Raw genomic sequence first — 23,168 nt, forward strand, 5'->3', positions numbered from 1 at the left:
TAGAATCCTGCCGACGAAGGAATCTAACGGACCGTCAGAAACCCGGGAAGGGGCCGGTCGTGGGGAACTTCTTGGCAGGAAAGGTCGTCGCGGTCACGGGCGCGGGGCGGGGCATCGGCCGTGCCGTCGCCCTCGCCTGCGCGGCGGAGGGCGCGAAGGTCGTCGTCAACGACTACGGGGTGTCCATCGAGGGCGGCGAGCCCACCAGCGAGATCGCCGAGTCCGTGGTCAAGGAGATCGCGGCGGCGGGCGGCGCGGCGGTCGCCGTCGCCGACGACATCTCGACGATGGCGGGCGGCCAGCGGATCGTCGACGTGGCGCTCGCCGAGTACGGGCGGATCGACGGGGTCGTGTGCGTGGCCGGCATCCTGCGCGAGCGGATGCTCTTCAACATGTCCGAGGAGGAGTGGGACCCCGTCGTCGCCACCCACCTCAAGGGCACCTTCACCGTCTTCCGCGCCGCGTCCGCCGTCATGCGCCGGCAGGGCTCCGGCACGCTCATCGGCTTCACCAGCGGCAACCACCAGGGCTCGGTCGCCCAGGCCAACTACTCCGCCGCCAAGGGCGGCATCATCTCGCTCGTCCGGAGCGCGGCGCTCGGACTCCACAAGTACGGGGTCACCGCCAACGCGGTCGCACCGGTCGCCCGTACCCGCATGTCGGCCAACGTGCCGATGACGCTGAAGGAGATCGGCGAGCCGGAGGACGTCGCCGCGCTCGTCGTCTACCTGCTCTCCGACCGGGCCAGGGCCGAGAAGATCACCGGCCAGGTCTACACGATCGCCGGCCCCAAGATCGCCGTCTGGGCCCAGCCGCGCGAGCTGCGTGCCGGATACGCGGAGGGCGGCGCGTGGACGCCGGAGCGGATCGCGGACTTCCTGCCGGGGACGGTCGGCATCGACCCGATGCCGCTGCTCCAGCAGCTGGAGGAGATGGCGCGGGCCGCGGCGGCCGGCGACCGGCCCAACGCGGCCGGGCCGGACCGGGGCAAGGGGGAGGGCCGATGAGAGGCGTCGTCTTCGACGGCAAGGAGGTCCGGGTCGTCGACGACCTGGAGGTCCGCGACCCCGGTCCCGGCGAGGTGCTCGTCGGCATCCGCGCCGCCGGGCTCTGCCACAGCGACCTGTCCGTCGTGGACGGGACGATCCCGTTCCCGGCGCCCGTCGTCCTCGGCCACGAGGGCGCCGGCGTCGTCGAGGCCGTCGGCCCCGGCGTCACCCATGTCGCCCCGGGCGACCACGTGGCCCTGTCCACCCTCGCCAACTGCGGTGCCTGCGCCGACTGCGACCGCGGCCGGCCCACCATGTGCCGCAAGGCGATCGGCAGGCCCAGCCGGCCCTTCACCCGCGCCGGCACCCCGCACTTCCAGTTCGCCTCGAACTCCTCCTTCGCCGAGCGGACCGTCGTCAAGGCCGTCCAGGCGGTGAAGATCCCCGAGGACATCCCGCTCACCTCGGCTGCGCTCATGGGCTGCGGCGTCCTCACGGGCGTCGGCGCCGTCCTCAACCGGGCGAAGGTCGCCCACGGCGAGACCGTCGTCGTCATCGGCACCGGCGGCATCGGCCTCAACGTCCTCCAGGGCGCCCGCATCGCCGGCGCGACGACGATCGTCGCCGTCGACACCAACCCGGCGAAGGAGGTCACCGCCCTCCGCTTCGGCGCCAGCCACTTCCTCACCTCGACCGACTCCGTGCGGGAGATCCTGCCCACCGGCGCCGACCACGTCTTCGAATGCGTCGGCCACACGGGTCTCGTCCGCACCGCGATCGACCTCCTCGACCGCCACGGCCAGGCCGTCCTCCTCGGCATGACCGCGCCCACCGCCGAGGCCGGCTTCGTGCCCGCCGCGTTGTTCCTCGACAAGTCGATCCTGGGCTGCCGCTACGGCTCCTCGCGGCCGCAGAAGGACATCGCGCTGTACGCGGAGCTGTACCGGACGGGCCGGCTGCTCCTCGACGAACTCGTCACCGCCACGTACCCGGTGGAGGAGTTCGCGAGGGCGGTGGAGGACGCGGAGCAGGGGAAGGTGGCGCGGGGCGTGCTCACGTTCTAGGGCGGCCCTAATGGAGTGCGGCAGGACCGGGCACTCGTTACGGTCCTGAGCATGGCCTACCGCGAGCTCGCCACCCGACCCGTCCTCGCCTGGTGCGCCGTCACCGTCGCCGCCCGGACGCCCGTGGCCATGGCACCGCTCGCGGTGGTCTTCCTGGTGCGCGAGCAGCCCGGCGGCTACCCCCTCGGCGCGGTGCTCGCCGCCGTGTACGTGATCGGGGAGATCGTCGCCTCGCCCGTGCTCGGCATGCGGCTGGACGCCGAGCGGGCCCGTCCGCAGCTGGCCGCCGGGCTCGCCGTCGGCGCGGCCGGGTTCCTGGGGCTCGCGGCCGCCGGAGGAGCGGGCCACCCGGTTCTCCTGGGGGCGCTCGCCTTCCTCGCCGGCGCGGGCCCGGCCGCCGTCCCCGGCGGCCAGCGCGCGCTGCTGACCAGCATGGTCCCGGAGCGGGCCGTGACGCAGGCGATGAGCATGGAATCGATGCTGACCTTCGGCATCTGGGCCGCGGCCCCGGCCCTGACGACCGGCCTCGCCCTCGGCGCGGACCCCGCCGCGCCGCTGCTGCTCCAGGGCGTGCTGATGGCGCTCGCCGTGGCCGGGCAGTGGCTGCTGCCGCGCGGCTGGCAGGCCGAGGGGGCGAAGGACCGCGGCGGCTCCATGGGCCGGGTCCTGGCCCGGGCCTGGCCCGTGTACGTCACCGGCGCCGCCGGCCTCACGCTGCTCGCGCTCGCCGAGCTGGTCCTGCCCGCCCTGCTCGAACAGCGGGCGATCCCTCTCGCCCTGGCGGGTCCGCTGCTCGCCGGGTTCTCCATCGGCTCGGCCGTCGGCGCGTTCGTCTACGGCCTGCGCGGCTCCTGGCCCGGCCGGCTGCCGGTGCAGTCCGCCGTGCTCATCGTCGGCGTGTCGGCGGGCGTCGCCCTGGCCGCCGTACTGCCCCGGGCCGCCGGCATCGCCGTCGCCCTCGTCGCCGCGGGCCTCCTCCAGGCCCCCGCCAGCCTCACCCGCAACCTCGCCCTGCGCCAGATCCTGCCGCCCGGAGCGGTCGCCGCCGGCTACTCCGTGATGTACGCGGCGGTCGGCGCCGGCTACGCCACCAGCGGCACGCTCGCGGGCGCCCTGCTGAAGACCGTCGCGCCGTCGACGGCGATCCTGTGCGGGGTCGGCCTGACGCTGACGCTGACGGCGATCGGCGTGTGGGGCGAGCGCCGCATCGAGCCGGAGCCCCCGACGCCGGCCGTTCGGCCGTCTGCCGAGCGAGGCCGGCCGCGGACCGCGGGTTCCGACCGGTGACGGACCGGCCGCTCACGGGTGGTCCACGCTGTCCTCAGGGGGCTGTATCGCAACGCTGAAGAACCGGAAGGGGAATTCTCATGGCGGTGTACGTGGTGGCGCGCTGGCTCGTGAAGCCCGGCGAGGAGGAGCGCGTGACGGAGCTCCTGCACGAGGTCGCGAGGGCCAGCCGGGCCGAGCCGGGCTGTCTGGACTACCGGCCCGTGCGGTCCGTGGCGAACCCGGCCGAGGTCCTGCTCTTCGAGGAGTACGCCGACGACGCGGCGCTCACCGCGCACCGGGAGTCGGAGCACTTCCAGGCCCTGGTCCTCGGCCAGGTCGTGCCGCTCCTGGAGGAGCGGTCCGTCACGATCTGCGAGGCGATCGCCTAGGGCCTGTCCGACCCTGATCCGCCGGACAGGCCCTGGAGCCGTTCCGGCGCCGCCCGGAAGGTGCGCCGGTAGGCGGTCGGCGTCACCCCGATCGCGGCCTGGAGGTGCACCCGCAGCGACTGGGCGGTGCCGAAGCCGGAGTCGTGGGCGATCTGGTCGATGGGCAGGTCGGTGGATTCGAGCAGGTGCCGGGCCCGCTCCACGCGCTGCTGGGTGAGCCATTGGCCCGGGCTGATGCCGACCTCGTCGCGGAAGCGGCGCGTGAAGGTGCGGACGCTCATCGACTCCCGTACCGCCAGGTCCCGCAGCTGGATCGGCTCGTGCAGATGGGCGAGCGCCCAGGCGCGGGCCGTGGTCGTGGTCGACGCCCCGGCCTCGGGCAGCGGGCGGGCGATGTACTGGGCCTGGCCGCCGTCCCGGTGCGGGGGCACGACCGTGCTCCGGGCCACCGCGTTCGCGACGGCCGTGCCGTGGTCGCGGCGCACCATGTGCAGGCACAGGTCGATCCCGGCGGCCACGCCCGCGGAGGTCAGGACGTCGCCGTCGTCCACGTACAGCACCTCCGCGTCCACCCGCACCTTCGGGAAGAGGCGCTGGAAGTGGTCGGCGTGCGCCCAGTGGGTGGTGGCGGGGCGGCCGTCGAGCCAGCCGGCGGCGGCGAGGACGTATCCGCCGGTGCAGATGGAGGCCACCCGGGTGCCGGGCCGGACGTGCGCGAGGGCGGCGGCCAGCTCGGGGGGCAGCCGGCCCTCCTCGTACACCGGTCCCAGCTCGTACGAGGCGGGCACGACGACCGTGTCGGCGGTGGCCAGGACCTCCGGGCCGTGCTCGACGTGCACGGCGAAGTCGGCGTCCGTCTGGACCGGGCCGGCCGCGACGGCGCAGGTGACGATCTCGTACAGCGGGCGGCCGTCGGGGTCCTTGGCACGGCCGAATATGCGGTGCGGGATCCCCAGTTCGAAGGGGAGCAGGCCGGGCAGGGCGAGGACGGCGACGCGGTGTGGGCGCACGGGCGGCTGCTCCTCCGTAAAACAGTGGTGGTCCAGACCACCGAGCTGGTACGTCTGTCTGTTCGTGACGGACAACACCTACAAGTCTGAGGCCGCCGAACGGATTCCCGATCCGGCCGAGCCCGCCCCCGCCGAGCCGCCCGCCAGACCGGACGCACTCTGGAACCGCGACTTCCGGCTCTTCTTCGTCGCCCGCGCCGTCGCCGTCTTCGGCGAGGGCATGGTCCCGGTCGCCTTCGCCGCCGCGCTCACCGGCGCCGGCTACCCGGACGCCTCCGTCGGCTACACCCTCGGCGCCTGGACCGGCGCCTTCGCCGTCTTCGTCCTCTTCGGCGGCGTCCTCGCCGACCGGTTCACCGCCCGCCGGATGATGGTGCTGGCCGATCTGCTGCGGCTGCCCGGCGCCGTCGTCCTCGCCGTCTCCTTCAGCACCGGCAGCCCGCCGCTGTGGTCCGTCTACGCGCTCTCCGCGCTCAGCGGCGTCGGGGCCGCGCTCTTCCAGCCGGGCGTGGCCTCCACGATCCCGCGCATCGCGCCCGACGTGCAGCGTGCCAACGCCGTCATCCGGGTCGTCGAGGCCCTGATGACGATGGCGGGCCCGGCCGCCGCCGGTCTGCTCGTCGCGCTCTGGAGCGCGGGCGCGGCCTTCGCCGTCAACGGCGCCTGCTTCGCGGTCAGCGCCGTCTGCTTCACGCTCCTGCGCGTCGCGCCCGTGCCGTCCGACGGCGTGCGGCGCGGCTCGCTGCTGCGGGAGATGGCGCTCGGCTGGCGTGAGTTCAGGTCGCGGAGCTGGCTGTGGGGGGTGATCGCGATCTGGACGGTGTACGGCCTGACGGTCTCGGGCCCGATGATCCCGCTGACCGCGACCCTGATCACGGGGGCGTACGGCTCGGCGACCTACGGCGTCCTCATGACCGTCATCGGCGCGGGCAGCGCCGCCGGCGGTCTGCTCGCCGTACGGCTCCGCCCGCGCCGCCCGCTGGCGGCGGGCGCGGTGGGGCTGCTCGGCCTGCCGCTGTTCCTGGCGCTGCTCGGTACGGGTGCTCCGCTGCCGCTGCTGTACGCGGGCGGGTTCGTCGAGGGCGCGGCCTTCGCGTTCTGGCTGGTGATGTGGTCGACGTCGGTGCAGACGCACGTCCCGCAGGAGGCGCTGAACCGGATGCACGCGTACGACGTGGCCGGATCGCTGCTGATGATGGGCGTGGGGCGGGCGGCGTCGGGCCCGGTGGCGGCGGTGGTCGGGACGGAGCGGGTGCTGCTCGTGGGGGCGGGGATCGCGGTGCTGGTGGTGACGGCGCTGCTGGTGGTGCGCCCGATCAGGACGCTGCCCCGGGCTTCGTAGCGGCTCGTCCCCAGGGCTCGAACCCTTGGCTCGAACCGCGTTGCCCGATCCCTTGGCCCGAACCCTTGGCTCGATCCGTTGGAAAGCTGTCATTCGGGCCAATGGTCCGGGCGGGCGCGGCTCGCGATGCTGAGTGACGTGACCCAGACAACCGAGAGCTCCGCCCCCGCCCGTACCTCCGCCCTTCCCCGCACCCCGCGCATCCACCGCGCCTGGTTCGTCGCCGCCGTCACCTTCGTCACGATCATCGGCGCGGCCGCCTTCGCGTCCCTGCCGGGCCTGCTCATCGAGCCGCTGCACGGCGAGTTCCACTGGTCGCGCGGCACGATCGGCCTGGCGGTGTCGGTGAACCTGGCGCTGTACGGCCTGACGGCGCCGTTCGCCGCCGCGCTCATGGACACCTTCGGCATCCGCCGGGTCGTCGCCGTCGCGCTGAGCGTGATCTCGCTCGGTTCGCTGCTCACCGTGTGGATGACGGCGGCCTGGCAGCTCGTCCTCTACTGGGGCCTGCTCGTCGGCCTCGGCAGCGGCTCGATGGCGCTGGCGTTCGCCGCGACCGTGACGAACCGGTGGTTCGTCGCCCGGCGCGGCCTGGTCACCGGCATCCTCACCGCGGCCGGCGCGTCCGGCCAGCTGGTCTTCCTGCCCCTCCTCTCCTGGCTGGTCGAGCACCACGGCTGGCGCCCGGCCGCCGTGACCGTCGCGCTCGCCGCGGCCGCCGTCGTCCCGTTCGTCTGGCTGCTGCTGCGCGACCACCCGGCGGACGTGCGGCTCGCCCCGTACGGCGGTGAGTACGCCGAGAAGCCCGCGCCCGTCACCGGCGCCGCCCGCCGCGCCCTCACCGTCCTCTTCCGCGCGGCCCGCACCGGCCCCTTCTGGCTGCTCGCCGGCTCCTTCGCGATCTGCGGCGCCTCGACGAACGGCCTGGTCAAGACCCACTTCGTGCCGGCCGCGCACGACCACGGCATGCCGGTGACGGCGGCGGCCGGACTCCTCGCGGTCATCGGCGTCTTCGACGTCGTCGGCACGATCGCCTCCGGCTGGTTCACCGACCGCTTCGCGCCGCGCCGGCTGCTCGCCGTCTACTACGCGCTGCGCGGGATCTCGCTCCTCTTCCTGCCGATGCTCCTCGCACCGTCCGTCCACCCGCCGATGCTGTTCTTCATCGTCTTCTACGGCCTCGACTGGGTCGCCACCGTGCCGCCCACCATCGCGCTGTGCCGCGAGCACTACGGCGACGACTCCGCGATCGTCTTCGGCTGGGTCCTCGCCTCGCACCAGGTCGGCGCCGCCTTCATCGCCTTCGCCGGCGGCCTGGCGCGTGACGTCTTCGGCTCGTACGACATCGTCTGGTACGCCTCGGGCGCGCTGTGCGCGGCGGCGGCGCTGATGGCGCTGGTGATCCGGCGGCCCGGCGGCGTGCGGCAGGCCGGGGCGGCGGCCGTGTGACGGACCCGGGTGTACAGACCTGTCCCGCATGGAGGAGGATGCGGGGCAGGAGGGGATTTGAATGCGTTCAGAATTGCGTTCAGAACGGCTGATACGGGTAGGAGACAGGCTCGGCGCGATCATCATCGTGTCGATGACGGTGCTCGGCGTCGAGGCGGTGATCGGCGCGCTCGCGCTGTGGGTGTGGCTCCCGAGTCTGACCTGGACCCCGGGGACGATCTTCGCCCTGCTGCTGTTCGTGCCGGTCTCCGCGGTGGCCGGCACCGCCTTCGGGGCGCTGCTTTCGGTCGCCGTGGTGGCGCCGCTGCTCGTGCTCGCCCGCTGGGCCGGCCGCCGGGTCGAGGGGCGCGAGCCCTGGTACTGGGTGCCGGCCGTGACGGCCGCCGTCACCGTCCTGCCGGTCGTCGGCGGACTGGTGGCGCTGGGGGCCGGGCCGCTGTGGAGCCCGGTGTGCTGGCTCGCGACCACGGTGGGGCTCACGGTCGCGGCCCTGGTGGCCCGCCGACTGCTCCTCACGGACCGGCCGTACGTCAGCGGCGGCGCGTTGTTCGGATGGGTGGCGCTGTACGGGACGCTCGCCCTCGTCACCGCGTTCGTGCTCGCCGGCTTCGCCCTGTGGACCGGCTTCGGGGGCGAGCCTCCGAAGCCGAACGCGAGCCGGATCGCCGCGACCTGGACCGACGGCGAGGGCGGCACGCCGAGCCTGACGGCGGACGGCAGGGCGACGGCGGCCGGCGTGCAGACGACGAAGGCCGCTGTCCGCATCGGCGATCCCGACGAGGGGGGCCGCCACCTCCTCGAACGCCGCGGGTAGGGCCGGTGCGGGGGATGGACGACGGCCGCACGTTCTGGCGGATGCTCCGGGTCTCGGTGCTCGTGCTGTTCCTGGAGGCGGCGCTCGCGCTCGTCCTCGGGATGGTGTTCGGCGAGACCCGGAAGCCGGAACCGGGGGAGGAGCAGATCAGCGCGCTGACGGTGGTGCTCTTTCCGGTCCTCTTCGTGTTCGCGCTGCTGGCGACGGCCACGGTGTCGGCCGCGGTGGTGGCGCCGTCCGTCGTGCTGGGCGAGGCCGCCGGGCGCCGCATCGGGGGCCCGCCGCTCGCGTGGCAGCTGCTGCTCACAGGCGTCGGAAGCGTGCTGCTCCTGCCGCTCTTCGGGTGGCGCTGCTGGCTGGTGGCGTGGGCGTGCCTGGGCGTGGCGGCGGTCGTGGCGCGGCACGCGCGCGCGGGCTACTTCGTGAAGGTGCTGGTGTGGGGGACGCTCGCGGTCCTCGCCGCCGGCGGCCTGGGCGTCATCGGCGCCGCTACGCGCTGAAGCGCCCGAACCGCCCCCGGTGGAACAGCAGCGGCTCCCCGCCCTCGTCCGGGTCCTCGGCCGCGCCCAGCGCCTCCACCCGGCCCACCACGATCAGGTGGTCGCCGCCCGTGTGCACCGCCGCGATCGTGCAGTCCACCCAGGCCGGGGCGGCCGGCAGCCGCGGCGAGCCGGTCGACGGCGCCGGCACCCACTCCACGCCCGCGAACTTGTCCGCGCCGCTCACCGCGAAGCCCCGGCACAGCTCGCCCTGCCCCGCGCCGAGGATGTTGACGCAGAAGCGGCCCGCGCGGGCGATCCTCGGCCAGGTGGTCGACGTGCGGGCGACCATGAAGACGACCAGCGGCGGGTCGAGCGACAGCGAGGCGAAGGACTGGCAGGCGAAGCCCGCCGGCCCGTCCTCGTCGAGCGCCGTCACGATCGTGACGCCGCTCGCGAAGTGCCCGAGCACGCGCCGGAACTCGGCCGCGTCCACCGGCGCCCTCTCGTCGTCCCGTACGGCACGCAGCGCGGGCCGCGGCAGGGCTTCCACGGCCGTGGGCGCCCCGGCCGATCTGAGGTATCGGACGGCGGTGGCCGCCATCCCAGCGTGTCCCATCACAGCATCCATTGAAGCTGACGCACCGTCAGATGGGAATCCCTGGAGCCCCGGACGTCAGTCCTCGTCCTCCTCGCCGGTCACCGCCGCCTCGTACGCGAGCAGTGTGTCGACGAAGAGGCGCCCGCCGTCCTCGGCGAGGACGTCCGCGGGCTGACCATCGTCACGATCGCGGGCGTCCCGGACGGGCGCACGGGCGTCGCCCGAGCCGTCGCGTGGACCGTCCCCGTACGGTCGCTACGCCCCGAGCGGCCGCTACCGCCCCTCGTACGTCGGCGTCCGCCGCTCCACGAACGCCGACACGCCCTCCCGGGCGTCCCGCGTCGTCATGCACAGCTCCTGCGCCGCCGCCTCCGCCGCGAAGGCGGCGGCGCGGTCGGCGTCCAGGGAGGCGTTGACGAGCTGCTTGGTGAGGGCGAGGGCGCGGGTGGGGCCCTGGGCGAGGCGTTCGGCCCACTCGCGGGCGGTCTTGGCCAGCTCCTCGGCCGGGACGACCCGGTTGACCAGGCCCAGCGCCGCCGCGTCCGCCGCCGCCACCGCGTCGCCGAAGAACATCAGCTCCTTCGCCCGCTGCGGGCCGACCAGCCGCGGCAGCAGATACGCGCCGCCGCCGTCCGGCACGATGCCGCGCCGGACGAACACCTCCACGAAGCGCGCCGAGTCCGCCGCGAGCACCAGGTCGCAGGCGAAGGCGAGATGCGCCCCGAGGCCGGCGGCCGTGCCGTTCACCGCCGCGATCACCGGCTTCTCGCAGTCCAGTACGGCTCCGACGAAGCGCTGCGCGCCCCGCCGGATCATCCGCGCCACGTCCCCCTGTGCCTGGCCGCCGCCGGAGGACGGCCCGCCCCGCAGGTCCGCGCCCGCACAGAAGCCGCGCCCGGTCGCGGTGATCACCACCGCCCGGACCGCCGGGTCGGCGGAGGCCTCGTCGAGCAGGCCGATGATCCGCTCGCGCTGCTCCCAGGTGACCGCGTTCATCGCCTCGGGCCGGTTGAGGGTGATCCACGAGACGCCGTTCTCGACGACGTGCAGGACGTCGGACACAGCCAGAGCTCCTATCGGCAGACCGCGAGCGCGTCCAGGGCCACCGCCCCCTGCCCCCGCGGCAGCACCATCAGCGGATTGATGTCCAACTCCTCAAGATCCCCGTCGAGTTCGAGCGCCATGCGCTGCACCCGCAGCACCACCTCCACCAGCGCGTCCACGTCCGCCGCCGGCGCCCCCCGCACCCCGTCGAGCAGCGCCCGCCCGCGCAGCTCGCCCAGCATGTCCCGGGCCTCCCGCTCCCCGAACGGCGGTACGCGCACGGCCGCGTCGTTCAGCACCTCCACGAGCACCCCGCCCAGGCCCACCGTGACCGTCGGCCCGAAGAGCGGGTCGCGGCTGACGCCGACCACCATCTCGACGCCGTGCCCGACCATCTGGCACACCAGGATGCCGTCCAGGTCGATGCCCTCGTAGCGGGCGATGTCGGTCAACTCCTTGTAGGCGTCGCGGATCTGGCTCGCCGACGTCAGCCCGACCTTGACGAGCCCCAGCTCGGTCTTGTGCGCGAGCCGCGGGCCCGACGCCTTCATCACCACCGGATAGCCCACGAGCCCGGCCGCCCGCACGGCCGCCGCCGCGCTGGTCACCAGCTGCTCGCGCGGCACCCGGATCCCGTACGCCCGCAGCAGCTGCTTCGCCGCGTGCTCGCTCAGCCGGTGGCCGGGCCGCATCAGCGCCTGCGCCTTGCGCAGGGAGGGGGACGGGGTGCGCGGGGCCTCGTCGAAGGGCGAGCGGTAGCCGGTGGTGAAGCGGTGGTGGTCGAGGTACGCCTTGACGGCGCCGATGCAGTTGCCGAAGGTGCGGAAGGTGGCGACGCGCGAGGAGCCGAGCAGCGTCCTCCGGTAGGCGTCCTCGGTGCCCACCGGCGAGCCCCACACCACGCACACCAGCTTGTCCGTCTGCTCGGCCGCGTCCACCAGGTCCTGCGCGAGCTTGTCGCTCATCGGCGGGAAGGGCCCGGTGATCGGGCAGATCAGCACCCCGACCTCGGGGTCGGCGAGGATCGCGTCGATGATCTTCCGGCCGCGCCAGTCGCCGACCGGGTGCCCGCCGTTGTCGACCGGGTTGGCCACGCTCAGGTAGCCGGGGATCCACTGGTGCAGCTCGTCCTGCCTGGCCTGCGAGAGCGTGGGCAGCCGGAGCCCGGCCGCCGTGGCCAGGTCGGAGAAGTGGGCGCCCGTGCCGCCGGAGATGGAGTAGACGACGACGCCGTCCGCGACCGGCCTGCGGGCCCGGGCGAGCAGCGCGGCCGTGTCCTGGAGCTGGTCGAGCCCGTCGACCCGGATCACCCCGAACTGCCGCATGGCCGCGTCCACGACCCGGTCCGCGCCGGTCAGCTTCCCGGTGTGCGAGGCGGCCATCCGCGCCCCGGCCTCCGTCCGGCCGACCTTGACCGCGACGACCGGGACCTGGTGGCGGGCTGCCTGGTCGGCGGCGAGCAGGAAGGACCGTCCGTCCTTCAGCCCCTCCACGTAACAGGCGATGGCCCCGACCTCGGGCCGGTGCGCGAAGTACGAGACGAAGTCGGCGGTCTCCAGGTCGGCCTCGTTGCCGGTCGGCGCCCAGTGCGAGAGCCGGACGCCCAGCTCCTGCATCGTGAACACGGGCCGGCCCTGGTGCCCGGACTGGGTGATCAGCGCGATCGCCGGCCCCTCCAGGTCGTCCCGGAAGCGCTCGAAGGCGTTGAGGTTGGTGTTGGGCCCGAGCAGCCGGAGGCCGGAGCGCCCGACGGCCGCCGCGAGCCGCTCCTGCGCCGCCGCCCCGGCCTCGCCGGTCTCGGCGAATCCGGAGGCGAAGGCGACGGCGAACCTCACCTTGGCCGCGGCCAGTTGCTCGACGACGGGCAGTGGATCGGCGACGAGGAGGACGGCGAGGTCGACGGACACCCCGAGCGCGTCGAGGTCGGCCACCGAGGCCACGCAGTCGATCCCGAACACGGCCCTGCGCGTCGGATGCACCGGCACCACTCGCGCCCCGACCCGTCCGGCCCAGTCGATCAGCTGCCGGGTGATCCCGGTGTTGGGTCGCCCGTCGGTGTCGGACGCCCCGACGACCGCGACCACCTCGGGCCGGAAGAACCGGTCCAGGTCCGGCACGGGCGCGTGCAGCGGGCGCCCGCTGACGTCCGTGTCGCCCTCGACGGCGACGGCGCCGTGCACGGCCACCCGGGCGGCGGGCTGCTCGCCGCAGGCGACGACGCGGGCGCGGAGGTCGGTGGTGAAGGTGCCGTGGGTCGATCCAAGCATCGCGTCGTCCCTTCTCTGACTCACCGTCAGATTACAGAACCGACGAGTAGTCAGGAATACTCGCGGCGACGCCCTTTCGCCTTCTCCTTCGCCTTCTCCTTCAACCGTGCCTTCGCCTGTGCCTTCGCTATCCGCTTCGCGATCTTCTCCGCGTCGAGCGCGATCTCCCGCAGCATCCCGCTGATCGGATTGGTGAACCCGGTGAAGTAGAGCCCGGGTGTCTCCCGGGCGCACCGCGCCCCGCGCGGCGCCGGCCGCCCCCGCTCGTCGAGCACGCCCAGGTGCCCGACCAGCGGTTCGAGCCCGCGCTCGTATCCGGTGGCGGCGATGACGACGTCGGGCGCGAGGCGGGAGCCGTCCGCGAGGACGACCTCCGCGCCCTCGAAGCCGGCGACGGCTGCCACCGGCTCCACCTTCCCGGCCCGGACGGCGGCGACCAGGCCCACGTCCTGCACCGGGATCGCGCCCTCGCCGACCCGCGCGTACAGGCCGCCGGTGGGCCGGGGCAGCCCGTACGCGGAGAGGTCGGCGGTCATGAAGCGGCCGGCCAGGCCGGTGAGCCGGTCCACCAGGCCCACCGGCAGCCGCCGCACCAGGACGCCGCTGCGCTGCGTGGGCCAGCCGAGGGTGGAGCGGCGCACGATGTACGGCGCGGTGCGCACCGCGAGCCGGACCCGGGCGGCGCCGCCCTCCGCCAGGTCGGCCGCGATCTCGGCCCCGGTGTTGCCGGCGCCGACGACGAGGACGTCACGGCCCTCGTACGGGGCGGGGTTGCGGTACGCGCTCGCGTGCAGCAGCTCGCGGCCGTGGGTGCCGGTGAACGCGTCGGAGCCCGGCCACTCGGGAAGGCGGGGCGTGTGGTTGTAGCCGGTGGCCACGACGACGGCGGAGCCGACGAGCCGCCGCCCCCCGGTCCCGTGCAACACCCAGCCGTCGGCCTCCCGCTCGACCCGGTCGACCTCGACGCCCGTCACGATCTCCAGGTCGTGGAACTCGGCGTACTTCTCCAGGTAGCGCACCACGTCCGCGCGGGCCACCCAGCGCCCGAAGGAGCGGGGGATCCGCAGGCCGGGGAGGGCGGACAGGCGGCGGGTGGTGTGCAGCCGCAGCCGGTCGTAGTGGTGGCGCCAGGAGTTGCCGATCGCGTCCGACTTCTCCAGGACGACGGCCCGTACGCCGCGCTCGCGCAGCGCCGCCGCGACGGCGAGTCCGCCGGGGCCGCCGCCGATGACGTAGACGGGGTGGGTCAGGGGGGTGGTCATGACTGCTGAGCGTAATGACGCGTACACGCCGTGGGTCTCGGTCAAGAGGGAGTTCGGTTGCGAATCGATCACGGGTGCGGGGAACCGGCGGGGGTCTTGCGGAGAGGCGGGTGCGTCCGCTGAACTGACGGCCTGTCAGATTTCCCTCGAAGGGCGGGCGGGACCCATGCAGACGATCTGGCTCACCGGCGCCGAATGGCTCGCCGTCCTCCGCATCGGCCTCGGCCTGTGGTGGCTGGAGAGCTGGCGTCACAAGGACCGGAAGGGCTGGTTCGAGCGCGGCACCGGCATAGCCTGGGCCGCGGACGTGGCCCGCAAGCACAGATGGCCCGCGGTCAGGCGCGGCTTCGAGACCGTCGTCGCCCCGCGCCCCAAGCTCATGGCGTACGTCGTCGTCCACGCCGAACTCGCCCTCGGCCTCGGTCTGGTCGGCGGCCTCCTCACCCCCGTCGCCCTGGCCGGCGGCCTGCTCCTCAACCTGCTCTACCTCACCCTGATGATCCACGACTGGGCCGAGCAGGGGCAGAACGCGATGATGGCGCTGATCTCCCTCGTCGCCCTCTTCGCCGTGTCCTGGCAGACCTGGTCCCTCGACCACGCGATCGGACTGTTCTGATGACAGGCACTCCCGCGAGCGTCCCGGAGGCCGACGCCTTCACCCGGCCCTACTGGGACGCCGCCGCCGAAGGCCGCCTCCTGCTCCGCCACTGCACCGCCTGCGACCGCCCGCACCACTACCCGCGCGAGTTCTGCCCGCACTGCTGGAGCGAGGACGTCGAGTGGCGGCGGGCGAGCGGCCGGGCGGTGCTCTACACCTGGTCCGTCGTGCACCGCAACGACCTCCCGCCGTTCGGCGAGCGCGTGCCGTACGTGGCGGCGGTCGTCGACCTCGAGGAGGGGCCGCGGATGATGACGGAGGTCGTGGGCTGCGAGGAGGCGGAGCTGCGGATCGGGATGGACCTGGAGGTCACCTTCCGCCCGGAGGGCGACTTCCGGGTCCCGGTGTTCAGGCCGGCCCGCGCGGCCTAGCGGGCCAGGGCCTGCCCCGCGGACGGGCCGCTAGCGGCGGCCGCCCATCTCCCAGTCGTGCACCTCGATGTCGGCGTACCGGTCCGCCGTCAGCAGCGCCCGCGCCGCCTGCGCGTCCGGGGCGCGAAGGAGGGCCGCCGTGCCGAGCCAGGTGGCGCCGTCGTCGGAGAGGAGCGGGCCGTACGCGATGAGGTCGCCGTCCGGGTCGTCGGGCACGGCCAGGTCGGGGACCTCGCCCGCGTCCAGGCGTACGGGCAGGCCGAGACCGAGCACCAGATAGCGGTTGCCGCCGCTCCGGCCGCCCGGGTACTCCCACATGGTGCGGCCGAGCGCGTTGCGCCAGCGGCGGATCATCACGTCGCGGAAGGCGCCGGCCTGGTAGTTCGGCTCGTCGAAGGCGAACGCGCGGGCCGCGGCCGGGTCGGGCAGGTCGACGATGTGGACGCTGCCGGTGAGCGTCTCCTCGTCCCGGTCGAACGTCGGGCCGCGGGCGATCAGCTCCTTCTCGTAGCCGTCCATGTACGACCAGTGCGCCTCGACGAGTTCCTGGCGCAGCGGCAGGGAGCCGGGCCGGTCGCGGTGATAGCAGAGGAATTCCATGGCGTGATGATCTGTTCGGGCCGGCGGCGGTGTCGAGCCGTTTCCGGGGCGTGTCCGCTGCCGGCTTGCGGTTGACGCTGCGGCAACTCCTACGGTCTTCGTGTGGGGCCGGAAGGACCGGCCCCGGCGATGGAACGACGAAGGGGGCCACCGTCATGGCCTGGTCGATCGCGGACGTGGCCCGGATGTCCGGGGTGACCTCCCGGACTTTGCGGCACTACGACGAGATCGGTCTGCTGCCGCCGGCGTGGACCGCGAGCAACGGACACCGCTACTACGAGGAGTCCCAGCTGCTCCGCCTCCAGCAGATCCTGCTGATGCGGGAGCTGGACGTGGGCCTGCGCGAGATCCAGGCCGTCCTGGACAGCCAGGCCGACCGGGTGGCCGTCCTGCGCGAGCACCACGCCCGGCTGCTCACGGAACAGGACCGGCTCGGCACCCTGGCCCGTACGGTCGCCCGCACCATCGCCGCACTCGAAAGCGAGGACACGAACATGCCCGAGGTGGAGATCAACCGCCCCGAGAACCTCTTCGAGGGCTTCCAGCCCGACCCCGAGCTCGAGGCGGAGACGCGCGAGCGCTATCCGGAGGCGTACGAGCAGGCCCGGCAGGCCGTCGAGGCGCTGACCCCGGAGACCAGCGAGCAGTGGCAGCGCGAGGTCACGGCCCAGATGATCCGCTTCGCCGAGTTCATGGCCGCCGGCACGCCGGCCGACGACCCGGCCGTCCAGGCCGAGGTCGACGTCCACTACCGGGACGTCTGCCGCTTCTGGACCCCGAACGCGGAGGCGTACCGCGGCCTCGCCGCGACCTACGCCGAGGACCCGCGCTTTCGCGGGAACTTCGACAGGATCGCCGAGGGCCTGGCCGAGTATCAGCGCGCTGCGATGGTTGTCTACGCGGACGCCCGGCTGAGCTGATTGCCGCGGTTGCCTCCGCGGGCGCGTCGCCGACGGGCTGCAGACCGTCGACGGCGTCATCCTGGAAGGTGGGAGGCGAGCGAGATGACTGCCACCGACACCACGGCGAGTACGCAGACCGACACCCGCTGGCACCTCGCCGGCGACTGGTTCGACACCTGTAAATGCGATATCCCCTGCCCCTGCACCTTCGCCCGGACCCCGACGTACGGGGACTGCGAAGGCGTCATGGCCTGGCACATCCGCGAGGGCAACTACGGAGACGTCCGCCTCGACGACCTCAACGTCGTCATGCTCGGTTCCTTCACCGGGAACGTGTGGGCGGGCGAACACACCGACCCCTTCGCCGCCGTCTTCCTCGACGAGCGCGCCGACGACTCGCAGCGGGCGGCGCTCGGTGCGATCTTCGGCGGGCAGGCGGGCGGCTGGCCCGCGCAGTTCGGGTCGATGTTCGGCCCCGAGATGCGCGGCATGGACGTCGTGCCCATCCGGTTCGCGATCGACGACGACCTCGCCACCTGGTCCGTCGAGATCCCCGACAAGGTGCGCGCGAGCGCCGAGGCCCTGACCGGCCCGACCACGGCTGAGGGCACGCGCGTCCAGGTCCACAACGCCCCGGGCGCCGAGGTCGGCCCCGGCCAGGTCGCCACCTGGGGCCGGTCGACCGCCGACCGCGCGGACGCGTTCGGCTTCAAGTGGGACCGCGAAGGGCAGTCGAGCAAGCACTTCCCGTTCGACTGGAACGGCCCGGAGTAAGCGGCGGGCGGCGCCAACTGTACGGTGAGGAGCGGTACTTGGTCCTTAGGGAGAGGATACGACCGTGTACGAGCTCCGCCCGATCGGTCACGTCGAATCGCCGCTCGCGGACCGGGCGGGCGCGCCCCGCCAGCCGGACGAGGGCGCCCCGGACGCCTGGCTCGCGCTCGACGAGCGGTACGCCCCGGCGCTCGACGGCATCGCCGCCGGCGCCGACATCGTCCTCGTCACCTGGCTGGACCGCGCCGACCGGGACACGCTCACCGTCCACCCGCGCGGCGAGACGGACCGCCCCCTCGCCGGCGTGTTCAGCACCCGCGCCCCGGACCGCCCCAACCCGATCGGCCTGCACACGGTCCAGGTCCTGGAGGTGGCCGGATCCCGCGTGCACGTACGGGCGCTGGAGGCGATCGACGGGACCCCGGTCCTGGACATCAAGCCGGTGCTGCGGCGCGGTTAGCGCTTGGTCCGGGTCACCACCGCGCCGAAGAGCGCGAGGCCCTTGACGGTCACGCGCGGGGTGCCCGGCTTGCCGATCCGCCTGGCCGCGCGCTTGTCGAAGGCGCCGAAGAGGCCGAAGCCCTTCACCTCGACCTCGATGTCCTCCGGCACCCAGATCTTGGTGCCGCCCCACAGCGCGACGGCCCGGATGACGGTGTCCTGACTGCTGAACCGCGCCTCGGTCAGGTCCAGTCGGCCGCCGCCCCACATCGACCAGGTGGTCATCCGGGACGGCACGACCCACTGCCCCTTGCGCACGAACCCGCCGAAGATCCCCGCCAGGAACGTCCCCGAGGTCGGCGGCCGGTCCACCACGAGCGCGTCCCGTGGGCCCGGCACCGGCAGGCCGCGGCAGGCGGTCTCCAGATCGCCCCGGGTGCGGGCCGCGTGCACCTCGTCGAGGCGGGTGTCGAGCTGGTCGATCGGCAGCCGCCCGTTCTCGACGGCGGATCGCAGCCGCTCCTCGGCGGCGTGGCGCTCGGAGTCCGAGGCGAGGATGTGGAGGTCGTGGTTGCGGTCGGGGCCGTGGCCGTCGTGCTTCTCCAGCATTACGTCAACCCTCCGAGATGGGCGGCGAGTACGGAGGAGAGGGCGGCGCGGTACGCCTCGTCGCGGCCGGGCTCGTCGGGGTCGTGACCGAGGTCGGTGAGCCAGTAGCGCCGGCCCATCGCGTACCCGTACGCCCCGGACATGGCGAGCAGCACGACCATCTCGATCCGCGCCCGGTCCGGTCCCTCGGGCGCGGGGAGCACCGTGCGGATGCCGTCCTCGATCGCGTCGACGAGCCGGGACAGGTTGGTGGGGGAGTCGGGGGCCTTCTCGACGTCCCAGTCGTGCAGGTTGGACCACGCCCACAGCCGGACGTACCGCTCGTCCCCGAGGATCTCGAAGAGCACGTCGGTCATCCCGCTCGCGTACGGCACCTGCCCGTCGGCCCGCAGCCGGTCCCGTACCAGCTCCCGCTTCCGCTCGTTCTCCCGCTCCAGGACGGTCCGCACCAGCGCGCGGTACGTCCCGAAGTAGTGCGTCACCAGCCCGTGCGTCACCCCGGCCGCCTCCGCGACCCGCCGCAGCCCGACCCCGTCGGGCCCGTGCCGCGCGATGAGATCGGTGGCGGCGTCGAGGATCTCGGCGCGGGCCTGCTCGGGGGTGCGGCGCCGTCGTCGTTCGGAAGCGGTCATGGTGGGTCCGGCCCTCGCAGCTCTCTCCTGTTAGCAGGGTGGACAATATACTGTTGTCCAGGTGGCTAACAAGAGGTTCCGGCGCCGGCCCATGGCCCCATCCGGGGTACGCCCCGTGACGCGCCGCGCGGCCGGTGGAAGACATGCCTGTGCCATGCCCGACACCGACAGAGACCACGACCCCGCCCCCGGCCCGGCCGACCCCGTCCTCGACCGGCTCCTCCGGCACCGGATCATCCACATCGCCGAGCCGATCACCGCCGAGACCGCCGACCGTGTCACCGCCCAGCTGCTGCTCCTCGGCGCCGAGAGCGACCGCCCTGTCACCCTCTACATCAACTCGACCGGCGGATCGGTCCCCGCCGGCATGGCGATCTACGACACCATGCGGCACATCGGGAACGACGTCACGACCATCGCGCTCGGGTACTGCGCCTCGATGGCCCAGTTCCTCGTCACGGCTGGCACCCCGGGCCGGCGCCACGCCCTGCCCAACACGCGGATGATGCTGCACCTGCCGGCCTTCGCCGACGCGGCCACGGCCGACGGCGAGGGCACCCCGGTCGGCGAGCTGCACCACACCCGGATCCGCGTCACGGAGCTCCTCGCCGAGCACACCCACCGCACGACCGCCCAGATCGCCGCCGATTTCGCCGACGACCGCTGGCTGACGCCCGACGAGGCCGTGGCGTACGGCCTCATCGACGACGTCCTGGACGGCGCGGGCTAGCAGGCCACGCCGGCCCGGGGCAGGGCGCGGGCCAGGATCTCCGGCGCGGCCTCGGCGAGTGTGTCGAAGTGGCGCTGCGAACCCTCGGCGGCCGTCGGGGTGTTGACCGTCCAGACCGTCATCCCGGCCGCCCGTCCCGCCTGCACGCCGGACGGCGCGTCCTCGACGACCAGGCAGTCGGCGGGGTCCGCGCCGAGCAGCTCCGCGGCCCGCAGGTACGGCACCGGCGACGGCTTGCCCTCGCTCACGGAGGCCGCGTCCACGACGACCGCCGGCATCGGAAGGCCCGTCCGCTCGAACCGTCCGCGCACCCGGTGCTCGTAGTTCGAGGTGACGAGCGCCCACCGGCCGGCGGGCAGCGCGGCGAGCAGCTCGGCGGCGCCGGCGAAGGCCGCGTACGTTCCCGTGCGTACGTCCTCGTCCTCCAGGGCGTGGAGGAGCGCCAGGCACTCGTCGGGGTCGAGCCCCGGCGCGACGGTCGCGAACGTCTCGACGGGCCGCGTCCGGAGCGCGACGGCGTACACCTCGTCCCCGTCGAGCCCGTGCCGGGCGGCCCAGGAGTGCCACACGCGCCGCTGGTTGGCGACGGCGTCCATGAGGGTGCCGTCGACGTCGAAGAGGACGAACTGCTCGCTGTTTTCGCTGTTTTCGCTGGTCACGCGGGCGATGCTACGTCCATGACCCGGAAAGGCGTCTGCACCGATGAGTTTTCGCCGCCGCCGTCGTCTACCTCTCGTAACCCCTGAGAGGAGACGTAAGAGATGCCCTACGCCGACGTCAACGGAGTGTCCCTGTACTTCGAGGAGCACGGTCCGGTGAGCACCGAGCCGCCGCTCGTCCTCCTCCACGGCGGCTTCGGCGCCGGTGAGATGTTCCAGCCGCTGCTCGCCGCCGGGCTCGGGGAGGGCCGGCGGGTGATCACCGTGGACCTGCAGGGGCACGGGCGGACGCCGGTCGCGGCCGCGCGGGAGATGACCTGCGAGGCGATGGGGGACGACGTCGCCGCGCTGGTCAAGCACCTGGGACTGGAGCAGGTCGACCTGCTCGGCTACTCCCTCGGCGCCGGGACGGCCGCGCGGGTCGCGATCCAGCACGAGGAGCTGGTCCGGCGGCTGGTCCTGATCTCGGTTCCGGCGCGGCGCGACGGATGGTTCCCCGAGGTCACGGCGCAGATGGACCAGATGAGCGAGGCCGCGGCGGAGTTCCTGAAGCAGTCACCGATGTACGAGCTGTACGCGCGGATCGCGCCCGAGCCCGCGGACTGGCCGGTCCTCGTCGGCAAGGTCGCCGCCCTGAACCAGCGGCCCTACGACTGGAGCGACGAGTTCGCCGCGCTCACCGTGCCCGTGCTCCTCGTCTTCGCGGACGCGGACGGCATCCGGCCCGCCCACATGGTGGAGTTCTTCGGACTCCTCGGTGGCGGGCAGCGGGACCCGGGCTGGGAGGGCACCGGCCGTACGGCGTCCCGCCTGAGCGTGATCCCGGGCGCGACGCACTACGACCTGATGTTCTCGCCGCTGCTCGCGCCCACCGTGCAGACGTTCCTCCGGTGAAGCCCTGCGGTGACGTTTCTGGGGTGAATCCGGTCCACCTGGAGAGTGAGTAAAGCGTTCGTAACGAGACTTTCTAGCGTGTCTCCCGAAAACATCTTGTTTTGGCAAAGTGCCAGCGTGTTGATGCTGATGAGGAGTCACGCGATGGGGACCAGTTACGGGAACGACCTGCGGCGGCAGATCGCCGAGCCCGGGACCACGCCGCTGATCGGTGTGTACGACATGTACTCGGCGTCCGTCGCCGCGGAGCACTACGACGGGATGTTCGTGTCCGGGTTCGGCTTCGCCGCCTCGTACTACGGGCTGCCGGACATCGGGTTCATCGCCTGGCCGGACATGGTGGCCTTCGTGCAGCGGCTGCGCGGGGCGTTCCCGCGGCACCACCTGCTCGTGGACATCGACGACGGTTACGTGGACCCGGAGGTGGCCTGTCACGTCGTCGAGGGCCTGGAGCGGATCGGGGCCTCCGGGGTGATCCTGGAGGACCAGAAGCGGCCGCGGCGGTGCGGGCACGCGGACGGGAAGCAGGTGCTGCCGCTGGAGGAGTACCTGGCCAAGCTGGAGATGGTGCTGCAGACGCGGCGGGACCTGGTGGTCGTGGCGCGGACGGACGCGACGGACGAGGACGACATCCTGCGGCGGGCCAAGTGCCTGGCGGCGACCGACGCGGACGTGGTGCTCGTGGACGGCGTGCGGAGCGTGGAGTGGATCCGCCGGATCCGGGAGGTCGTGGACGGCAAGCCGCTGCTCTTCAACCAGATCGCGGGCGGGAAGTCGCCGCGCCTGTCGCTCGGCGAGCTGTCGGAACTGGGCGTGGACGTGGCCATCTACAGCACGCCGTGTCTGTTCGCGGCGCACGCGGCGATGGACTCGGCGCTGACCGAACTGAAGGCGCAGGACGGACGGTTGCCCGCCTTCGACCCGGCGAACGGGGTCGGCGTCGCCGCCTCCACCCGGCTGCTGGAGCGGAACATCGCCCGGCACCAGCAGCAGGAGCAGGTGAGCGCGTGACGGCGGCCCTGAGGGCGCTGGGGCTCGCGGCCGTGCTGCTCGCCGTCGGGGCCGGGCCCGCCGTCGCGGAGGGCAGCCTCGTCACCGTGATCGACAACCGGCAGGCCGACTCGATCCTGGAGGTCGACCGGGCGGGGAACGTGCAGGCCGGCAGCGGCGGGACGGCGGGCAGCGACCACGACGGCAGCGCGGTGGACGCGGTCCAGGCGCTGATGGGCATCGGGCCGGCCTCGTAGCCGTACGGCCGGCCGCACCAGCCGCGCCGGCGGAACAGCAGGACGCCAGGACGGCCGGACACCACGAGGGCGGTGTCCGGCCGTCCTGGCGCGTCGTGTCCTAGCCGGCCCGCTCCACCACTCCGCGCACGTACGCCGCCTGCCCCACGTGCTGGTTGTCGTCGGTGATGACGCTGACGATCCGGACGCCCAGCGTGACGTGCGGGGTCCAGCGGGTGTCGACCACGCGGTCGAGGTCGGCCTCGGTGAGCGGGGTGACGTGCTCGACGGTGCGGGCGTGGACGGTGTCGTAGTAGTCGAGGAGCAGGTCGGCGGGCGCGCGGACGGCGGCGACCTGGGCGGAGGTGTGGCCGTAGCCGGTGGCGTCCTCGGGGAAGGGGAGCCCGAAGCGGCCGGAGAAGCCCTCGGACGTCCAGATCTGCTCCGTGCCGAACGCGTCGGCGATGTGGTCGTCCTGAATCCGGGTCAGGTGCCAGACGAGCCACGCGATGGAGTTGGCGTCGGGATCGATCCGTTCGGTCAGCTCGCCGTCCGACAGGCCCTCGACGGCCTCGTGGACGGCGTCCTGGATCCGGCTGAAGGCATCAAGGAGAAGCTCGGCGCTCTTCATGGCCCTCCTCGTGGGGTCACGGACCTCTTCAGGCACCACGGTACGCCGAACACCCGCCCGCC

27 protein-coding genes are annotated in these 23,168 nt (G+C 73.4%); 17 read left to right on the forward strand and 10 right to left on the reverse strand.

The genetic code is table 11. The annotated features are described in order from the left end of the window. Positions 1-59: 59 nt before the first annotated feature. From ACWEV0_RS02835 to ACWEV0_RS02850, 4 genes are all read left to right on the forward strand, one after another. Positions 60-1,007, forward strand: a complete 948-nt coding sequence (locus ACWEV0_RS02835) for an SDR family oxidoreductase (protein WP_453145849.1) — start codon at positions 60-62, stop codon at positions 1,005-1,007. Continuing rightward, complete coding sequence (locus ACWEV0_RS02840) at positions 1,004-2,053, forward strand: Zn-dependent alcohol dehydrogenase (RefSeq protein WP_453145851.1); 1,050 nt, start codon at positions 1,004-1,006, stop codon at positions 2,051-2,053. The genes ACWEV0_RS02835 and ACWEV0_RS02840 overlap by 4 nt, the downstream gene beginning before the upstream one ends. A 51-nt stretch (positions 2,054-2,104) precedes the next feature. Next, positions 2,105-3,340: an MFS transporter gene (locus ACWEV0_RS02845; RefSeq protein WP_453145853.1), complete on the forward strand. Its 1,236-nt coding sequence runs from the start codon at positions 2,105-2,107 to the stop codon at positions 3,338-3,340. A gap of 80 nt (positions 3,341-3,420) precedes the next feature. Continuing rightward, a complete protein-coding gene (locus ACWEV0_RS02850; RefSeq protein ID WP_453145855.1) occupies positions 3,421-3,711 on the forward strand; it encodes a putative quinol monooxygenase in 291 nt (96 codons plus the stop codon). Here ACWEV0_RS02850 and ACWEV0_RS02855 read toward each other — a convergent pair. Next, the gene (locus ACWEV0_RS02855; protein WP_453145857.1) at positions 3,708-4,721 is read right to left on the reverse strand and encodes a GlxA family transcriptional regulator; all 1,014 of its coding nucleotides are present in this window, start codon (positions 4,719-4,721) and stop codon (positions 3,708-3,710) included. The genes ACWEV0_RS02850 and ACWEV0_RS02855 overlap by 4 nt on opposite strands. A gap of 58 nt (positions 4,722-4,779) precedes the next feature. Between ACWEV0_RS02855 and ACWEV0_RS02860 the strand changes: the two genes are divergently transcribed. The 4 genes from ACWEV0_RS02860 to ACWEV0_RS02875 all read left to right on the forward strand — a co-directional run bounded on the left by ACWEV0_RS02860 (position 4,780) and on the right by ACWEV0_RS02875 (position 8,826). Continuing rightward, positions 4,780-6,063 carry an MFS transporter gene (locus ACWEV0_RS02860; RefSeq protein ID WP_453146009.1) on the forward strand — a complete coding sequence of 428 codons (1,284 nt, stop codon included), beginning with the start codon at positions 4,780-4,782 and terminating at the stop codon, positions 6,061-6,063. Positions 6,064-6,189: 126 nt separating this feature from the next. Beyond that, positions 6,190-7,512, forward strand: a complete 1,323-nt coding sequence (locus ACWEV0_RS02865; RefSeq protein WP_453145858.1) for an MFS transporter — start codon at positions 6,190-6,192, stop codon at positions 7,510-7,512. Between the two features lie 133 nt (positions 7,513-7,645). Then, the gene (locus tag ACWEV0_RS02870; protein WP_453145860.1) at positions 7,646-8,326 is read left to right on the forward strand and encodes a hypothetical protein; all 681 of its coding nucleotides are present in this window, start codon (positions 7,646-7,648) and stop codon (positions 8,324-8,326) included. A gap of 14 nt (positions 8,327-8,340) precedes the next feature. Continuing rightward, positions 8,341-8,826 (forward strand): hypothetical protein, encoded by a 486-nt coding sequence (locus ACWEV0_RS02875; protein ID WP_453145861.1) that lies wholly within the window; start codon positions 8,341-8,343, stop codon positions 8,824-8,826. Here the strand turns inward: ACWEV0_RS02875 and ACWEV0_RS02880 are convergent. The 4 genes from ACWEV0_RS02880 to ACWEV0_RS02895 all read right to left on the reverse strand — a co-directional run bounded on the left by ACWEV0_RS02880 (position 8,816) and on the right by ACWEV0_RS02895 (position 13,979). Then, positions 8,816-9,409 carry a flavin reductase family protein gene (locus ACWEV0_RS02880; protein WP_453146011.1) on the reverse strand — a complete coding sequence of 198 codons (594 nt, stop codon included), beginning with the start codon at positions 9,407-9,409 and terminating at the stop codon, positions 8,816-8,818. The genes ACWEV0_RS02875 and ACWEV0_RS02880 overlap by 11 nt on opposite strands. A 270-nt stretch (positions 9,410-9,679) precedes the next feature. Beyond that, entirely contained in the window at positions 9,680-10,474 is a 795-nt protein-coding gene (locus ACWEV0_RS02885; protein WP_453146012.1) for an enoyl-CoA hydratase/isomerase family protein, read from the reverse strand. A 5-nt stretch (positions 10,475-10,479) separates the two neighbouring features. Further along, the gene (locus ACWEV0_RS02890; protein ID WP_453145863.1) at positions 10,480-12,717 is read right to left on the reverse strand and encodes an acetate--CoA ligase family protein; all 2,238 of its coding nucleotides are present in this window, start codon (positions 12,715-12,717) and stop codon (positions 10,480-10,482) included. Between the two features lie 50 nt (positions 12,718-12,767). Further along, a complete protein-coding gene (locus tag ACWEV0_RS02895; RefSeq protein ID WP_453145865.1) occupies positions 12,768-13,979 on the reverse strand; it encodes a flavin-containing monooxygenase in 1,212 nt (403 codons plus the stop codon). 166 nt (positions 13,980-14,145) lie between these two features. Between ACWEV0_RS02895 and ACWEV0_RS02900 the strand changes: the two genes are divergently transcribed. Next, positions 14,146-14,595 carry a DoxX family protein gene (locus ACWEV0_RS02900; RefSeq protein WP_453145867.1) on the forward strand — a complete coding sequence of 150 codons (450 nt, stop codon included), beginning with the start codon at positions 14,146-14,148 and terminating at the stop codon, positions 14,593-14,595. After that, a complete protein-coding gene (locus tag ACWEV0_RS02905) occupies positions 14,595-15,008 on the forward strand; it encodes a Zn-ribbon domain-containing OB-fold protein (protein ID WP_453145869.1) in 414 nt (137 codons plus the stop codon). The genes ACWEV0_RS02900 and ACWEV0_RS02905 overlap by 1 nt, the downstream gene beginning before the upstream one ends. A gap of 30 nt (positions 15,009-15,038) precedes the next feature. On the opposite strand, the gene ACWEV0_RS02910 is transcribed toward ACWEV0_RS02905, so the two are convergent. Then, positions 15,039-15,608, reverse strand: a complete 570-nt coding sequence (locus ACWEV0_RS02910) for a YciI family protein (RefSeq protein WP_453145870.1) — start codon at positions 15,606-15,608, stop codon at positions 15,039-15,041. A 155-nt stretch (positions 15,609-15,763) separates the two neighbouring features. Here ACWEV0_RS02910 and ACWEV0_RS02915 point away from each other — a divergent pair, with 155 nt between their 5' ends. The 3 genes from ACWEV0_RS02915 (at position 15,764) to tsaA (ending at position 17,744) form a co-directional block, all read left to right on the forward strand. Then, a complete protein-coding gene (locus ACWEV0_RS02915) occupies positions 15,764-16,528 on the forward strand; it encodes a MerR family transcriptional regulator (protein WP_453145872.1) in 765 nt (254 codons plus the stop codon). Positions 16,529-16,612: 84 nt separating this feature from the next. Then, entirely contained in the window at positions 16,613-17,284 is a 672-nt protein-coding gene (locus ACWEV0_RS02920) for a DUF1326 domain-containing protein (protein ID WP_453145874.1), read from the forward strand. 64 nt (positions 17,285-17,348) lie between these two features. Next, the gene (tsaA, locus tag ACWEV0_RS02925) at positions 17,349-17,744 is read left to right on the forward strand and encodes a tRNA (N6-threonylcarbamoyladenosine(37)-N6)-methyltransferase TrmO (protein WP_453145876.1); all 396 of its coding nucleotides are present in this window, start codon (positions 17,349-17,351) and stop codon (positions 17,742-17,744) included. On the opposite strand, the gene ACWEV0_RS02930 is transcribed toward tsaA, so the two are convergent. Further along, positions 17,741-18,334, reverse strand: a complete 594-nt coding sequence (locus ACWEV0_RS02930; protein ID WP_453145878.1) for a DUF1707 SHOCT-like domain-containing protein — start codon at positions 18,332-18,334, stop codon at positions 17,741-17,743. The genes tsaA and ACWEV0_RS02930 overlap by 4 nt on opposite strands. Then, positions 18,334-18,966, reverse strand: coding sequence for a TetR/AcrR family transcriptional regulator (locus tag ACWEV0_RS02935; protein WP_453145879.1), 633 nt, complete (start codon positions 18,964-18,966; stop codon positions 18,334-18,336). The genes ACWEV0_RS02930 and ACWEV0_RS02935 overlap by 1 nt, the downstream gene beginning before the upstream one ends. 154 nt (positions 18,967-19,120) lie before the next feature. Between ACWEV0_RS02935 and ACWEV0_RS02940 the strand changes: the two genes are divergently transcribed. Continuing rightward, complete coding sequence (locus tag ACWEV0_RS02940; protein WP_453145880.1) at positions 19,121-19,696, forward strand: ClpP family protease; 576 nt, start codon at positions 19,121-19,123, stop codon at positions 19,694-19,696. On the opposite strand, the gene ACWEV0_RS02945 is transcribed toward ACWEV0_RS02940, so the two are convergent. Beyond that, complete coding sequence (locus ACWEV0_RS02945; RefSeq protein ID WP_453145882.1) at positions 19,693-20,355, reverse strand: HAD-IA family hydrolase; 663 nt, start codon at positions 20,353-20,355, stop codon at positions 19,693-19,695. The two genes, ACWEV0_RS02940 and ACWEV0_RS02945, sit on opposite strands and share 4 nt — an antisense overlap. Before the next feature lie 102 nt (positions 20,356-20,457). On the opposite strand from ACWEV0_RS02945, the gene ACWEV0_RS02950 reads away from it, so the two are divergent. The 3 genes from ACWEV0_RS02950 (at position 20,458) to ACWEV0_RS02960 (ending at position 22,496) form a co-directional block, all read left to right on the forward strand. Continuing rightward, on the forward strand, positions 20,458-21,249 hold the full coding sequence (locus ACWEV0_RS02950) for an alpha/beta fold hydrolase (RefSeq protein WP_453145883.1): 792 nt from the start codon (positions 20,458-20,460) through the stop codon (positions 21,247-21,249). A gap of 144 nt (positions 21,250-21,393) precedes the next feature. After that, complete coding sequence (locus tag ACWEV0_RS02955) at positions 21,394-22,260, forward strand: isocitrate lyase/PEP mutase family protein (protein WP_453145884.1); 867 nt, start codon at positions 21,394-21,396, stop codon at positions 22,258-22,260. Continuing rightward, on the forward strand, positions 22,257-22,496 hold the full coding sequence (locus tag ACWEV0_RS02960; protein WP_453145886.1) for a hypothetical protein: 240 nt from the start codon (positions 22,257-22,259) through the stop codon (positions 22,494-22,496). The genes ACWEV0_RS02955 and ACWEV0_RS02960 overlap by 4 nt, the downstream gene beginning before the upstream one ends. Before the next feature lie 100 nt (positions 22,497-22,596). Here the strand turns inward: ACWEV0_RS02960 and ACWEV0_RS02965 are convergent, their stop codons facing one another. After that, positions 22,597-23,106: a mycothiol transferase gene (locus tag ACWEV0_RS02965; RefSeq protein WP_453145888.1), complete on the reverse strand. Its 510-nt coding sequence runs from the start codon at positions 23,104-23,106 to the stop codon at positions 22,597-22,599. Positions 23,107-23,168 lie beyond the last annotated feature (62 nt).

Source organism: Streptomyces sp. NPDC003943, assembly GCF_053605265.1.

What these genes read in the sequence shown, in the direction of transcription:
- ACWEV0_RS02840 (WP_453145851.1), top strand. Translation starts at nt 1,004, where the DNA reads ATGAGAGGCGTCGTCTTCGACGGCAAGGAGGTCCGGGTCGTCGACGAC.
- ACWEV0_RS02845 (WP_453145853.1), top strand. Translation starts at nt 2,105, where the DNA reads ATGGCCTACCGCGAGCTCGCCACCCGACCCGTCCTCGCCTGGTGCGCC.
- ACWEV0_RS02850 (WP_453145855.1), top strand. Translation starts at nt 3,421, where the DNA reads ATGGCGGTGTACGTGGTGGCGCGCTGGCTCGTGAAGCCCGGCGAGGAG.
- ACWEV0_RS02865 (WP_453145858.1), top strand. Translation starts at nt 6,190, where the DNA reads ATGCTGAGTGACGTGACCCAGACAACCGAGAGCTCCGCCCCCGCCCGT.
- ACWEV0_RS02870 (WP_453145860.1), top strand. Translation starts at nt 7,646, where the DNA reads ATGACGGTGCTCGGCGTCGAGGCGGTGATCGGCGCGCTCGCGCTGTGG.
- ACWEV0_RS02875 (WP_453145861.1), top strand. Translation starts at nt 8,341, where the DNA reads ATGGACGACGGCCGCACGTTCTGGCGGATGCTCCGGGTCTCGGTGCTC.
- ACWEV0_RS02880 (WP_453146011.1), bottom strand. Translation starts at nt 9,409, where the DNA reads ATGGCGGCCACCGCCGTCCGATACCTCAGATCGGCCGGGGCGCCCACG.
- ACWEV0_RS02890 (WP_453145863.1), bottom strand. Translation starts at nt 12,717, where the DNA reads ATGCTTGGATCGACCCACGGCACCTTCACCACCGACCTCCGCGCCCGC.
- ACWEV0_RS02895 (WP_453145865.1), bottom strand. Translation starts at nt 13,979, where the DNA reads ATGACCACCCCCCTGACCCACCCCGTCTACGTCATCGGCGGCGGCCCC.
- ACWEV0_RS02900 (WP_453145867.1), top strand. Translation starts at nt 14,146, where the DNA reads ATGCAGACGATCTGGCTCACCGGCGCCGAATGGCTCGCCGTCCTCCGC.
- ACWEV0_RS02905 (WP_453145869.1), top strand. Translation starts at nt 14,595, where the DNA reads ATGACAGGCACTCCCGCGAGCGTCCCGGAGGCCGACGCCTTCACCCGG.
- ACWEV0_RS02910 (WP_453145870.1), bottom strand. Translation starts at nt 15,608, where the DNA reads ATGGAATTCCTCTGCTATCACCGCGACCGGCCCGGCTCCCTGCCGCTG.
- ACWEV0_RS02915 (WP_453145872.1), top strand. Translation starts at nt 15,764, where the DNA reads ATGGCCTGGTCGATCGCGGACGTGGCCCGGATGTCCGGGGTGACCTCC.
- ACWEV0_RS02920 (WP_453145874.1), top strand. Translation starts at nt 16,613, where the DNA reads ATGACTGCCACCGACACCACGGCGAGTACGCAGACCGACACCCGCTGG.
- ACWEV0_RS02930 (WP_453145878.1), bottom strand. Translation starts at nt 18,334, where the DNA reads ATGCTGGAGAAGCACGACGGCCACGGCCCCGACCGCAACCACGACCTC.
- ACWEV0_RS02935 (WP_453145879.1), bottom strand. Translation starts at nt 18,966, where the DNA reads ATGACCGCTTCCGAACGACGACGGCGCCGCACCCCCGAGCAGGCCCGC.
- ACWEV0_RS02940 (WP_453145880.1), top strand. Translation starts at nt 19,121, where the DNA reads ATGCCCGACACCGACAGAGACCACGACCCCGCCCCCGGCCCGGCCGAC.
- ACWEV0_RS02950 (WP_453145883.1), top strand. Translation starts at nt 20,458, where the DNA reads ATGCCCTACGCCGACGTCAACGGAGTGTCCCTGTACTTCGAGGAGCAC.
- ACWEV0_RS02955 (WP_453145884.1), top strand. Translation starts at nt 21,394, where the DNA reads ATGGGGACCAGTTACGGGAACGACCTGCGGCGGCAGATCGCCGAGCCC.
- ACWEV0_RS02965 (WP_453145888.1), bottom strand. Translation starts at nt 23,106, where the DNA reads ATGAAGAGCGCCGAGCTTCTCCTTGATGCCTTCAGCCGGATCCAGGAC.